Consider the following 12,168-nt stretch of genomic DNA (forward strand, 5'->3'; position numbering starts at 1 on the left):
GTACGGCGGGCCCCACCGCCGCGCGGCGGTCACCAGGGACCACCGCCGACTCCAGCATACTCCGCAGTGCCCGGCCCCGTGATCCGTTCCGGGGTGGCACCCTGGGGCTTCGCACCGGGCGAGGGGGGATGCGGCGATGATGACCGGGCCGGACGTGGTGGAGATCCTGCACCTGCTGCGGAGGGCCGGCGCGGAGGTCTGGGTGGGCGGCGGCTGGGGCGTCGACGCCCTGCTGCGCAGGCAGACCCGCGACCACCGGGACCTGGACCTCATGCACCGTCACGAGCAGGAGGACACCGTCGTCGCGGCGCTGGCCGCGGCCGGCTTCACCCAGACCCTCGACCGGCGGCCGGTGCGCTTCGTCGTCACCGACGGCAGGGGTCGTGAGATCGACCTGCACCCCCTGTCCTTCGCCGCCGACGGGAGCGCGCGGCAGGCGTCGCCGGAGCCGGGGCGGCCCTTCGTCTACCCGGCCGCGTGCTTCGTCACCGGCGAGGTCGACCGGACCGTCGTCCCGTGCCTGTCGGCCGAGCAGCAGGTGTACTTCCACCAGGGGTACGAGCCGACCGACCGTGACCGCCACGACATGCTGCGGCTCCGCGAGGCCTTCGGCATCGCCACCCACTTCTGAGGGCATCAGGACAGCGGCGTCAGGAGGATCCAGACGTGGCCGAAGGGGTCCCGGAGCATCGACTGGCGTGCGCCGTAGGGCATGTCGGCCGGGGCCGCGAGCAGTTCGGCTCCGGCGGCCACGGCCCGGTCGGTGAGGGCGTCCACGTCCGGCACGTAGACGTGCAGGACGACGGACGGCCCGGCCGCGGCGGACGGGGGCGACGCCGGGGCCTCGGCGTCGCCGAGCATGGGGGTGGAGCGGTGGATCCTGATCTCGGCGTGCACGATCCGCCCGTCGTCGCCTTCGAGCCGGAAGGACTCCGTCGCTCCGAACGCGGCGGCGTAGAACGTGATCGCCTCGGCGGCCCCGTCGACCAACGCGTGCGGGATGACGGCGTACTTGTACTGCTCGGGGATCTCCATGCACCGCACGTTAGGGCCGCGCAGGGCGGCCGGGCATCGAGCGGAGGTCCCGTCGTGCCTGTGCCGGTGGACGTAGGACCGGCGGCGGCCGGGCCGCGGCCGGGCCGCCTCACCTCCGTACGCGCGGCATGCCCAGCCCGATCCAGGAGATGATCTCGCGCTGGATCTCGTTGTTGCCGCCGCCGAAGGTGAAGATGACGGCGCTGCGGTAGCCGCGTTCCAGCTCGCCGTGGAGGAGGGCGCCCGCGGAGCCCTCCTTCATGGGGCCGAGGGCGGCGGTGACCTCCATCAGCCAGGCGTACGCGTCGCGGCGGGCCTCGGAGCCGTAGACCTTGACGGCGGAGGCGTCGTGCGGGGTGAGGGTGCCGCGCTGGAGGGCGTCGACCATCTGCCAGTTGAGCAGCTTCATGGCGTCCAGGCGGGCGTGGGTGCGGGCGAGGCGGCCGCGGACCCAGGCGAGGTCGATGACGCGGCGGCCGTCGGCCAGTTTGGTGTCGGCGGCCCAGCGGCGTACGTCGTGGAAGGCGCGGATCGCCATCGTGCCGTGGGCGGCGAGGGTGACGCGCTCGTGGTTGAGCTGGGTGGTGATCAGCCGCCAGCCCTGGTTCTCCTCGCCGACGCGGCGAGCCACGGGGACGCGGACGTCCTCGTAGTAGCTGGCGGTGGTGTCGTGGGAGGCGAGGGTGTTGATGATCGTGCAGGAGTAGCCGGGATCCGTGGTCGGCACCAGGAGGATCGAGATGCCCTTGTGGGGCGGGGCGCCGGGGTCGGTGCGCACGGCGAGCCAGACCCAGTCGGCGGTGTCGCCGTTGGTGGTCCAGATCTTCTGGCCGTTGACCGTGTAGTGGCCGGTGGCCCCGTCGCCGTCCCGCACGGCGCGGGTGCGCAGCGCGGCCAGGTCGGTGCCGGCGTCCGGTTCGGAGTAGCCGATGGCGAAGTCGATCTCGCCGGAGAGGATGCGCGGCAGGAAATGGGCCTTCTGCTCCTCGGTGCCGAACTGCATGATCGTGGGGCCGACGGTGTTGAGCGCCATCAGCGGCAGCGGGACGCCCGCCTGGGCCGCCTCGTCGAAGAAGATGAACTGCTCCATGGGGGTCATGCCGCGGCCGCCGTACTCCTCGGGCCAGCCGACGCCGAGCCAGCCGTCGCCGCCGAGCCGGCGGATGGTGTCGCGGTAGAAGCGCTTGGCCGCGGCCCGGTCGAAGTGACGGGCGTAGGCGTTGTCGGGCACCAGTCCGGCGAAGTACGACCTGAGTTCGGCGCGCAGCCGCTGCTGCTCCGGGGTGTGGTCCAGGTGCACGGCCCCTCCAGAGGTCCGGTCGCGTCCCTGAGCGACGACGGCGCAAGAGTAGAACGCGTTGCAGAAATCCGGAAGGGCCGTGACCGGCCTCAGCGTCGGGGCACGAAGCGCACCGGCAGCCCCGGGACGGCCTGCGCGGCCGCGGCCAGGCCGTGCTCGGGGACGACGCCGACGACCGGGTAGCCGCCGGTGGTGGGCGAGTCGGCGAGGAAGACCACCGGCCTGCCGTCGGGCGGCACTTGGACGGCGCCGACGACCATGCCCTCGCTGGGCAGCTCCCGGTGGACGGCGCGCTCCAGCACCGGCCCCGTGGTGCGCAGCCCGATGCGGTTGCTGCGGTCCGACACCCGGAAGCGGCCGGCCGCGAGGGTCCGCACGGCCGCGGCCGTGAACCAGTCGTCGCGCGGCCCGAGCCGCAGCGGCAGCACAAGCTCCCGCGGCGGACCGGCGTGCGGGGCCAGGTCGGCGTGGACGGGCAGCCCGGACCCCGGGCCCAGCGGCAGGACGTCACCGTCCCCGAGCGGAGCGGGGCCGAGCCCGGACAGCAGGTCGGTGGAGCGGCTGCCGAGCACCGCGGGCACGGCCACACCGCCCCCGACCGCGAGGTAGCTGCGCACGCCCCGCGTGGCGGGCCCGACCTCGAGCACCGCCCCGGCCGGCAGCCGCACGGGGGTGCCCCAGGGGGCGGGACGGCCGTCGAGCAGGACCGGGGCCGGGGCTCCGGTGACCGCGACGACGGCAGGGCGGGTGACTCGCACGGTCACCCCGGTCAGCGTGGTCTCCAGGGTCGCGGCGCCGTCGGCGTTGCCCACCAGGCGGTTGGCCAGCCGGTGCGCCGGCCGGTCCAGGGCCCCGGAGCGGGCGACGCCGAGGGCCGCGTGGCCGTACCGTCCGAGGTCCTGGACGGTGGTCAGCGCGCCGGCCCTGACGACCCGCAGCTCGCCCCCGCTCATGCGCCGGCCCCGGCGGGCACGGGGACGAAGCGCACCCGGGTGCCGGGCGCGAGCAGCGCGGCCGGTTCGCGTTCCAGGTACCACAGGCGCACGGAGGTGGTGCCGATCAGCTGCCAGCCGCCCGGCGAACTCCTCGGGTAGATACCGGTGTAGGGGCCCGCGACGGCCACCGAGCCGGCGGGCACGGAGGTGCGCGGCTCGGCCCGGCGCGGTACGCCGTACCGTGCGCCGAGGCCGGTCATGTAGGCGAAGCCCGGGGCGAACCCGCAGAAGGCGACGCGGTGTTCGGCACCGCTGTGCAGGTCGGCCACGTCCTCCTCCGCGACACCCCACCGCTCGGCCACGACCGACAGGTCGGGCCCGTCGTAGCGCACGGGGATCTCCACGAGCGGTCCGCTCCCGGCGGCCCGGGCCGTGACGGACCAGCCGCGCAGCTCGGCGCGGAGCGCGGCGGTGTCCGGCACCCCGTACAGCAGCACGGTCCGCTCGCCGGGGACGATCTCGCGCACCGGCCCGAGGCTGCCCTCGCCGCGGCGGCGCAGGAGCTCGGCGTGCCAGGACTGCGCCTCCTCGGCGGTGGCGAGGTCGATCAGGAGCGCGTCCTCCCCGACGTCAAGGACCCTCACGCGAACGCCTCCAGCCGCACGCCCGCGTCCTCGAGCGCGGCCCGCACCCGCAGGGCCGTGGCCACCGCGTCCGGGGAGTCGCCGTGCAGGCACAGCGACCGCGCCCGTACGGTCACCCGCTCGCCGGTCAGGGCGGTGGTGACGCCGTCGCGGGCGAGGGCGACCGCCTGCCGGGTGACCTCGTGGGGGTCGGCGAGGAGCGCTCCCGAGGTGCCGCGCGGGACGAGTGTGCCGGCGGCGGTGTAGGCGCGGTCGGCGAAGGCCTCCCCCACCACGTCCAGCCCGGCCTGCCGGGCCGCGCGCTCCATGGCCGAGCCGGGCAGGCAGAGCACCGGCAGGGCCGGGTCGGCACGCCGGGTGCCCGCGGCGACGGCGGCGGCCTGCTCGTCGTCGACGACGACCTTGTTGTAGAGGGCCCCGTGCGGTTTCACGTACGCCACCTGGGCCCCGGCGGCGCGGGCGAAGACCTCCAGCGCGCCGATCTGGTAGGTGATCTCGTCGGCCAGTTCGTCGGCGGGCACCTCCATCGCCCGCCGGCCGAACCCCGCCAGGTCGCGGTAGGAGACCTGGGCGCCGATGCGCACCCCGCGCACGGCCGCGGTGTCGCACACCCGGCGCATGATGCCGGGGTCCCCGGCGTGGAAGCCGCAGGCGACGTTGGCGCTGGTCACGACGGAGAGCAGGGCGTCGTCGTCGGTGAGGACCCACCGCCCGTAACCCTCCCCCAGGTCCGCGTTGAGGTCGATCACGAGGTCTGTCATCGGTACGGCGCGCTCCTCGGGAAGGGTCGCGTCCGGTCGGGCGACGCGAGCTGCGGTGTCCGGCGGCCCGGTGGCGAACGGGTACCCGGCGCTCGATCACCGTAGATTCTTGTTGAACAATCCCACAAGAGTCCTGTTGTCTTGTCCCCCGCTCTCGGATTGACTGGGCCCGCGCCGTGGGCCCGCGGCGGAGCGGAGAGGGGCGGGGACGATGGCAGCCGAGGTGGATCCGGCGGTCCTCGTGGGCGACCGCGCGCTGCTGGCGCGCTCCAGCACCGCCGACCGCGTCGCCGCCGTGCTGCGCACCCGGATCTCCGAGGGCCACCTGCCACCGGGCGCCAAGCTCGCCGAGGACGTCGTCGCCGGGGCGCTGGGCGTCTCCCGCAACACCCTCCGCGAGGCCTTCCGGCTGCTGACGCACGAGAGACTGCTGGTGCACGAGCTCAACCGCGGGGTCTTCGTCCGGGTGCTGACCGTGCGGGACGTCGTCGACATCTACCGGGTGCGGCGCCTGGTCGAGTGCTCCGTGATCCGCGGCCTCGTGGCCCCGCCGTACGACCTGACCGGGGCGGCGGACGCCGTGGCGGAGGGCGAGCGGGCCGCGGACGGGGAGCGGTGGGGCCTGCTCGGCACGGCCGACATCCACTTCCACCAGGCGCTGGTCGACCTCGCGGGCAGCGCCCGGCTGACCGGGCTCATGACGGGCGTGCTCGCCGAACTGCGCCTGGCCTTCCACGCGATGGACGACCCGCGCGAGTTCCACGCGCCCTACCTGGGCGGCAACCGGGAGATCCTCTCCGCCCTGGAGGCGGCCGACCCCGCGAAGGCGGAACTGCTGCTGGCGTCCTACCTCGACGACGCCGAGGCGCAGCTCGTCCGCCGGTACTCCGGACCCGCCGGGGGCGGGGACGGGCGCGGCTAGGCCGTGCCGTCACATGAGCCCCCAGCTACCGCTGGGAGGTGCCCCCAGATGCGGTGCGTCGCAAGGCGGAGAGTCGTCCTCGTAGTGGGCTACTCGGACGATTGGACAACTCCCCCGGGCCGAAGGCTGGGGGAGGGCATGTGACGACGCGGCCCAAGGCCTCGTGCACGGTGCACACGAGACTCGTGCGTCATCAGGACTGCCCACGGCGCGCAGCTGATCCGTAGGCTGATGTCACAGCGCAGCACCGCCAGACCCAGCCTTTGGACGGAGCCGTTCGATGAAGATGCTGATCAATGTCCCGGAGACCGTCGTGGCCGACGCGCTGCGGGGGTTCGCGGCCGCGCATCCCGAGCTGATCGTGGACGTGGAGAACCGGTTGGTCGTGCGCCGGGACGCGCCGGTCGCGGGCAAGGTCGGGCTGGTCTCCGGTGGCGGGTCGGGGCACGAACCGCTGCACGGCGGGTTCGTGGGACTCGGGATGCTCGACGCGGCCTGCCCGGGCGAGGTGTTCACCTCCCCCGTCCCGGACCAGATGGTGCGGGCCGCCGCGGCGGTGGACAGCGGGGCCGGGGTGCTGTTCATCGTGAAGAACTACACCGGTGACGTGCTGAACTTCGACATGGCCGCCGAGCTGGCCGAGGACGAGGGGATCGTGGTCGCCAAGGTCCTGGTCAACGACGACGTCGCGGTGACCGACAGCCTCTACACGGCGGGACGGCGCGGCACCGGCGCCACGCTCTTCGTGGAGAAGATCGCGGGCGCGCTGGCCGAGGAGGGGGCGCCGCTGGAGCGCGTCGAGGCGGTCGCGCGGCGCGTCAACGAGCTCTCGCGGAGCTTCGGCGTGGCGCTGACCGCGGTCAGCACGCCCGCCAAGGGCGCGCCCACCTTCGACCTCCCGGCGGGCGAACTGGAGCTGGGCATCGGCATCCACGGCGAGCCGGGACGGGAGCGGCGGGCGATGATGACCTCGGGCGAGATCGCCGAGTTCGCCGTCGACGCCGTCCTGGACGACTTCCGCCCGACCGGTCCGGTGCTGCTGCTGGTGAACGGCATGGGCGGGACGCCGCTGCTGGAGCTGTACGGGTTCAACGCCGAGGTGCACCGTGTGCTCGGGGCGCGCGGCGTGACGGTGGCCCGCACACTGGTCGGCAACTACGTGACGTCGCTGGACATGGCGGGCGCGTCGGTGTCGCTGTGCCAGGTGGACGAGGAGCTGCTGCGCCTGTGGGACGCGCCGGTGAGCACGCCGGGTCTGCGCTGGGGCGCCTGAGCGAGCAGAAGGAGAGCGGGAGAGATGAGCGAGGCATCGTCCACCGGAGCGGGCCAGGTGATCGACACGGCTTTCCTCCGCCGTTGGCTCACCGCCGCGGCCTCGGTGATCGAGCGCGAGGCGGACCGGCTGACGGAGCTGGACTCCCCCATCGGCGACGCCGACCACGGCGCGAACATGCGGCGCGGTTTCATCGCGGCGCGCACCGCGGTGGAGAAGGAGCCGCCGGACACCCCGGGCGGCGTGCTGGTGCTGGTCGGGCGGCAGCTGATCAGTACGGTCGGCGGCGCCTCGGGGCCGTTGTACGGGACGCTGCTGCGCAAGGCGGGCAAGGCCCTGGGCGACGCCCACCAGGTGGCGCCGGAGGAGTTCGCACAGGCGCTGCGGGAAGGGGTCGACGGCGTGGCGCAACTGGGCGGCGCGGCGCAGGGGGACAAGACGATGCTGGACGCGCTGGCGCCGGCCGTGGAGGCGCTGTCGTTCGCCCTCGACAAGGGTGCGGGGCTCACGGAGGCGCTGTCGGCGGCCGCGATCGCCGCGGACGAGGGCGCGCTGGCGACCGTGCCGCTGCAGGCCCGCAAGGGGCGGGCGAGCTACCTCGGGGAGCGCAGCATCGGGCACCAGGATCCCGGGGCGACCTCCTCGGCCCTCTTGCTGGGCGCCCTGGCCGGCACCGCGCGGGGCGGTGCGTCATGACGGTCGCAGTGGTGCTGGTGTCGCACAGCGCCGAGGTCGCCGAGTCGGTCGCCCGCATGGCGACCGGCCTCAGCGGCGGCGGGGCCCGGGTGCCGGTGGCCGCCGCCGGCGGCGCGCCGGACGGCGGACTCGGCACGGACGCCGCGAAGATCGCCGCCGCAGCGCACGCGGTCGACCAGGGCGACGGCGTCGCCGTCCTCGCCGACCTGGGGAGCGCGGTCCTGACGGTGAAGACGCTGCTCGCCGACGATGACGAGCTGCCGCCCGGCACCCGGCTGGTCGACGCGCCGTTCGCCGAGGGCGCGGTGGCCGCGGTGGTCACCGCGTCGGCGGGCGCCGACCTGGACGCCGTGGCAGCGGCGGCCCAGGACGCCTACACGTTCCGCAAGACCTGAGCGGCGCCGCGGCCGTCGGCCGTCGTCAGCTCCGGCGGGCGCCGGCCCCGTACCGGCGCTCGAACCGCTCGACGCGTCCGGCGGTGTCCAGGACGCGGGCGTTGCCGGTGTAGAACGGGTGGCTCGCGGAGGAGATCTCCACGTCGACCACCGGGTAGGTGTTCCCGTCCTCCCAGACGACGGTCTTCTCGCTGGTCATCGTGGAGCGGGTGAGGAAGGCGTGGTCCGCGGCGCGGTCGCGGAAGACGACCGGACGGTAGACGGGGTGGATCGTGTGCTGCACGGTGTGCTCCAGTCTGGGGAAGGGACGGGGGACGGCCGGCCTCGCCGGTGTCAGCGCTCCTCGCGGAACGGCACGTGACGGCCGACGGCCGGGTCGTACTTGCTCAGGACCATGCGGTCCGGGTCGTTGCGCCGGTTCTTGCGGGTCACGTAGGTCGTGCCGGTGCCGGCGGTCGACCGGAGCGTGACCACCGGGCGCTGCTCGCTGCGTGCCATGCGGTGCCCTCTTCTTCCATAATGGTTTTCATTTTCTTCGGACGTTCCCCTCAACACGGGGGCCGTCGCGTCCATTCCCGCCGTTCCCCGCCCGGTGCGGCGAAGATGGAGACAGGGGGTCCCGCACGGCGACAGGAGGGCCGGCACCGATGGCCCGAGGCCCGCACCAGCACACCGCGGCAGCCCCGCTCGCACTGTCCCGCGGGGCGCTCTGCTTCCTGGCCACGGCCTACCTGCTGATCGCCGCGTGCGTGGTCCTGGACCTGACCAGCGGCCCGCAGACCACCCTGGCCCCGGTACTGGCGGCCCTTCCGGTGCTCGCCGGTGCGCACTCCCGCCGCGCCCGTGGGCCGCTGGCGGCCGGGGCGCTCGCGATCGGCCTGGTCTTCGTGCTCGCGGCGGCGAACCACGGGGTCCCGGCGCTGGTCCACGTGGCCTCCGCGATCACCGTGCTCGCGGTGACCTTCACCAGCACCGGCGCCGTCGTCCTGATCACCGGGCGGGAACGGGAGCTGGCCCGGGTCCGCGGGGTCGCCGAGGCGGCGCAGAGCGCCCTGCTGCGTCCCGCGCCGCCCCGGATCGGCCGGCTGCGCGTCGCGGTGCGGTACGTGGCGGCGGAGGCGGAGGCCCGTATCGGCGGGGACCTGTACGAGGTGGTGCCGACCGACCACGGGGTGCGGGTGCTGCTCGGCGACGTGCGCGGCAAGGGACTGACCGCCGTGGAGACCGCCGCCGACGTCCTCGGCGTCTTCCGTGAGGCCGCCCGCTCCGAACCGGGTCTGGACACGGTGGCCGCCCGGCTGGACGGCGCGCTCTCCCGCAGCGGCGGCAGCGAGGACTTCGTCACCGCCGTGCTGCTGACCGTCCCGGAGGACGGCGACGCCGCCGTGCTCGTCAACTGCGGCCATCCCGCGCCGCTGCTGCGGCGCGCCGGCACGGTGACCGAGCTGACGCCGGAGCCCCCGGCGCCGCCGCTCGGGCTCCTCGCCCTGACCGGCGACCGCTACCAGCCGCAGACGGTCCCCTTCCACCGCGGCGACCTGCTGCTGTTCTTCACCGATGGCGTGGTCGAGGCCCGCGACCCGCAGGGCCGCTTCTACCCGCTCGCCGATCGCGTGCGGAAGATGCCCGAGCAGGACCCGGACGACCTGCTCGACCGGGTGCTGGCCGATCTGCGCTCCTGGAGCGGTGGCGGCCTCGGCGACGACGCGGCACTGCTGGCCGTGCGCCGCACACGGTGACGGACGCGGTGGCGAACACGGTGACGGACGCGTGCGTCTTGACTTCCCCGGGCACCGGCCGCACATTTCTGACGCAATGTCAGATACCAGTGCCGGAGGCCCGCCATGCCCGAGTCCGCCTTGGCCGACGACCGTACGGAGCGGCCCTCCCGCCGCCAGGTGCTGCGCGGCGCGGCCACGGGCACCGGCGCGGGGCTGCTGTTCGCCGCCGGGCTCACCGCGGCGGCACCCGCGCGGGGTGCCGGCCTTCCGGTGGCCGGCGAGTACGACGTCGTGGTCGTGGGATCGGGCGCCGCCGGGATGACGGCGGCGCTGACGGCCGCGGCGCGCGGGCTGAGCTGCGTCGTGGTGGAGAAGGCCGCCACCTTCGGCGGTTCCGCGGCCCGCTCGGGGGCCGGGATCTGGATCCCGTGCAACCCGGTGCTCCTGGCCGCCGGGGTGCCGGACACCCCGGAGAAGGCGGCGGCCTACCTCGCGGCGGTCGTCGGCGGCGACGTACCGGTGGAGCGGCAGCGGGCGTTCCTGACCCACGGGCCGGCCATGATCGCCTTCGTCATGGCCCACAGCCCCCTGCGTTTCCGCTGGATGGAGGGGTACAGCGACTACTACCCGCAGCTGCCGGGCGGGATGCCGAACGGCCGCTCCATCGAACCCGACCAGCTGGACGGGAACGTGCTCGGCCCGGAACTGGACCGCCTCAACCCCCCGTACGTACCGGTCCCCGACGGACTGGTCGTCTTCAGTTCCGACTACAAGTGGCTCAACCTGGCCGCGGTCAGCGCCAAGGGCCTGGCCGTCTCCGTCGCGTGCCTGGCGCGGGGCACCGAGGCCGCCCTCAAGGGGCAGAAGCCGCTCACCATGGGCCAGGCACTGGCCGCCGGGCTCCGCGCCGGACTGCTGCGGGCGGGAGTGCCCGTACGGCTGAACACCCCGCTGGTCGACCTGGACGTCGTGGGCGGCGCGGTCACCGGGGTGGTCGTGGCCCCCGACGGCGGCGCCCCCGCCCTGATCAGGGCGCGGCGCGGTGTGGTGGTCGGCTCCGGCGGCTTCGAGCACGACGCGGCCATGCGCGCGCGGTACCAGCGGCAGCCCATCGGCACCGGGTGGACGGTCGGCGCGAAGGAGAACACCGGCGACGGCATCCGCGCCGGGGAGCGCGCCGGGGCCGCCCTGGACCTGATGGAGGACGCGTGGTGGGGCCCGGCCGTCCCGCTGCCCGGCCAGCCCTACTTCTGCCTCGCCGAACGCACGCTCCCCGGCGGGCTGATCGTCAACCAGGCGGGCGAGCGCTTCGTGAACGAGGCCGCGCCCTACAGCGACGTGGTCCACGTGATGTACGACCGGAACGCCGCCGCCCCCGACATACCGGCATGGCTGATCACCGACCAGAACCACCGCAACCGCTACCTCTTCAAGGACGTCGCCCCGGCACTGCCCTTCCCCGACGACTGGTACGCCTCCGGCGCCGTCCGCAAGGCCTGGACCCTGAGCGCGCTCGCCGGGGAGATCGGGGTGCCGCCGGCGGCCCTGCGCGCCACCGTAGGACGCTTCAACGGGCAGGCGCTCACCGGCCGCGACCCCGACTTCCACCGGGGGGACAGCGCCTATGACCACTACTACACCGACCCCGCGGTGCTGCCGAACTCCTGCCTGGCCCCGCTCTGGCTGCCGCCCTACAACGCCTTCAAGATCGTCCCCGGGGACCTCGGCACCAAGGGCGGCATGCGCACCGACGCCCGCGCCCGTGTGCTGCGCCCCGACGGAACGGCGATCGCGGGCCTGTACGCCGCGGGCAACGCCAGCGCGGCCGTCATGGGGCACAGTTACGCCGGGGCGGGCTCGACCATCGGCCCCGCGATGACCTTCGGCTACGTCGCGGCCAACGACATCGCCGACCACTGAACGCGGCGGCGGATCAGGGCCGCCCCATCCGCTCGACCTCGGCGACCGCCTCGCCGAGCCACCGCGACCAGAAGGTCTCCAGGTCGATGCCCGCACGCAGCACCAGGTGCCGCAGCCGGTCCTCGTCGGCGCCGCGCCCCGGCGGGAAGTCGCGCCGCTCGATCTCGGCGTACTCCGCCAACTGCCGCTCGTGCAGTTCGAGATGGCGCCGCAACTCGGCCGCGAGCCCGTCGGTCCCGACCACCGCCGCGGCGCGCAGCCGCAGCAGCAGCGGGTCGCGGATGGGCTTGGGGTCCTCGGTCGCCGCCACCCAGGCGGTGAGTTCGGCGCGGCCCGCGGGCAGCACCTCGTACTCCTTGCGCTGGCCGCGGGCGGGCTGCGCCGCGGGCAGGGCCCGGATCAGGCCCGCCTCCTCCAGCCGGCCCAGTTCGCGGTAGATCTGCTGGTGCGTCGCGGACCAGAAGTAGCGGATCGAGCGGTCGAAGCGGCGTGCCAGCTCAAGGCCCGAGGACGGCTTCTCCAGCAGGGCGGTGAGGATGGCGTGCGGCAGCGACATGCCCGCATCC

Annotated in this window: 15 protein-coding genes; 7 read left to right on the plus strand and 8 right to left on the minus strand. The window is 74.5% G+C overall.

All coding sequences use genetic code 11. The features are described 5' to 3' along the window. The first annotated feature begins 139 nt into the window (after window positions 1–139). On the plus strand, window positions 140–631 hold the full coding sequence (locus tag AC1VWI_RS10105) for a nucleotidyltransferase domain-containing protein (protein WP_499516761.1): 492 nt from the start codon (window positions 140–142) through the stop codon (window positions 629–631). A 5-nt stretch (window positions 632–636) separates the two neighbouring features. On the opposite strand, the gene AC1VWI_RS10110 is transcribed toward AC1VWI_RS10105, so the two are convergent. The 5 genes from AC1VWI_RS10110 to AC1VWI_RS10130 all read right to left on the minus strand — a co-directional run bounded on the left by AC1VWI_RS10110 (window position 637) and on the right by AC1VWI_RS10130 (window position 4,675). Further along, window positions 637–1,035 (minus strand): VOC family protein, encoded by a 399-nt coding sequence (locus AC1VWI_RS10110; RefSeq protein ID WP_499510627.1) that lies wholly within the window; start codon window positions 1,033–1,035, stop codon window positions 637–639. Window positions 1,036–1,144: 109 nt separating this feature from the next. After that, complete coding sequence (locus AC1VWI_RS10115) at window positions 1,145–2,335, minus strand: acyl-CoA dehydrogenase family protein (protein WP_499510628.1); 1,191 nt, start codon at window positions 2,333–2,335, stop codon at window positions 1,145–1,147. Between the two features lie 89 nt (window positions 2,336–2,424). Next, window positions 2,425–3,288, minus strand: coding sequence for a 5-oxoprolinase subunit C family protein (locus AC1VWI_RS10120; RefSeq protein WP_499510629.1), 864 nt, complete (start codon window positions 3,286–3,288; stop codon window positions 2,425–2,427). Further along, window positions 3,285–3,914: a 5-oxoprolinase subunit B family protein gene (locus AC1VWI_RS10125; RefSeq protein ID WP_499510630.1), complete on the minus strand. Its 630-nt coding sequence runs from the start codon at window positions 3,912–3,914 to the stop codon at window positions 3,285–3,287. The genes AC1VWI_RS10120 and AC1VWI_RS10125 overlap by 4 nt, the downstream gene beginning before the upstream one ends. Continuing rightward, window positions 3,911–4,675 carry a LamB/YcsF family protein gene (locus AC1VWI_RS10130; RefSeq protein ID WP_499510631.1) on the minus strand — a complete coding sequence of 255 codons (765 nt, stop codon included), beginning with the start codon at window positions 4,673–4,675 and terminating at the stop codon, window positions 3,911–3,913. Before AC1VWI_RS10130 ends, AC1VWI_RS10125 begins: the two co-directional genes overlap by 4 nt. Window positions 4,676–4,886: 211 nt before the next feature. Between AC1VWI_RS10130 and AC1VWI_RS10135 the strand changes: the two genes are divergently transcribed. The 4 genes from AC1VWI_RS10135 to AC1VWI_RS10150 all read left to right on the plus strand — a co-directional run bounded on the left by AC1VWI_RS10135 (window position 4,887) and on the right by AC1VWI_RS10150 (window position 7,961). Beyond that, on the plus strand, window positions 4,887–5,597 hold the full coding sequence (locus AC1VWI_RS10135; protein ID WP_499510632.1) for a GntR family transcriptional regulator: 711 nt from the start codon (window positions 4,887–4,889) through the stop codon (window positions 5,595–5,597). Between the two features lie 280 nt (window positions 5,598–5,877). Further along, window positions 5,878–6,870, plus strand: a complete 993-nt coding sequence (dhaK, locus tag AC1VWI_RS10140; protein ID WP_499510633.1) for a dihydroxyacetone kinase subunit DhaK — start codon at window positions 5,878–5,880, stop codon at window positions 6,868–6,870. A 24-nt stretch (window positions 6,871–6,894) separates the two neighbouring features. Then, on the plus strand, window positions 6,895–7,566 hold the full coding sequence (gene dhaL / locus AC1VWI_RS10145; protein WP_499510634.1) for a dihydroxyacetone kinase subunit DhaL: 672 nt from the start codon (window positions 6,895–6,897) through the stop codon (window positions 7,564–7,566). Further along, complete coding sequence (locus AC1VWI_RS10150; RefSeq protein WP_499510635.1) at window positions 7,563–7,961, plus strand: PTS sugar transporter subunit IIA domain-containing protein; 399 nt, start codon at window positions 7,563–7,565, stop codon at window positions 7,959–7,961. Before dhaL ends, AC1VWI_RS10150 begins: the two co-directional genes overlap by 4 nt. Before the next feature lie 25 nt (window positions 7,962–7,986). Here the strand turns inward: AC1VWI_RS10150 and AC1VWI_RS10155 are convergent, their stop codons facing one another. Beyond that, the gene (locus tag AC1VWI_RS10155; protein ID WP_499510636.1) at window positions 7,987–8,244 is read right to left on the minus strand and encodes a type B 50S ribosomal protein L31; all 258 of its coding nucleotides are present in this window, start codon (window positions 8,242–8,244) and stop codon (window positions 7,987–7,989) included. Between the two features lie 50 nt (window positions 8,245–8,294). Beyond that, window positions 8,295–8,459, minus strand: a complete 165-nt coding sequence (rpmG, locus tag AC1VWI_RS10160) for a 50S ribosomal protein L33 (protein ID WP_499510637.1) — start codon at window positions 8,457–8,459, stop codon at window positions 8,295–8,297. A gap of 149 nt (window positions 8,460–8,608) precedes the next feature. Here rpmG and AC1VWI_RS10165 point away from each other — a divergent pair, with 149 nt between their 5' ends. Both AC1VWI_RS10165 and kstD read left to right on the plus strand, forming a co-directional pair. Beyond that, window positions 8,609–9,700 (plus strand): PP2C family protein-serine/threonine phosphatase, encoded by a 1,092-nt coding sequence (locus tag AC1VWI_RS10165; RefSeq protein WP_499510638.1) that lies wholly within the window; start codon window positions 8,609–8,611, stop codon window positions 9,698–9,700. A gap of 105 nt (window positions 9,701–9,805) precedes the next feature. Beyond that, window positions 9,806–11,602, plus strand: coding sequence for a 3-oxosteroid 1-dehydrogenase (gene kstD / locus AC1VWI_RS10170; RefSeq protein WP_499510639.1), 1,797 nt, complete (start codon window positions 9,806–9,808; stop codon window positions 11,600–11,602). 13 nt (window positions 11,603–11,615) lie between these two features. Here kstD and AC1VWI_RS10175 read toward each other — a convergent pair whose 3' ends face one another. Next, the gene (locus tag AC1VWI_RS10175; RefSeq protein ID WP_499510640.1) at window positions 11,616–12,158 is read right to left on the minus strand and encodes a PadR family transcriptional regulator; all 543 of its coding nucleotides are present in this window, start codon (window positions 12,156–12,158) and stop codon (window positions 11,616–11,618) included. Between the last annotated feature and the right edge of the window lie 10 nt (window positions 12,159–12,168).

The organism is Streptomyces sp. TOM-9, from assembly GCF_056858595.1.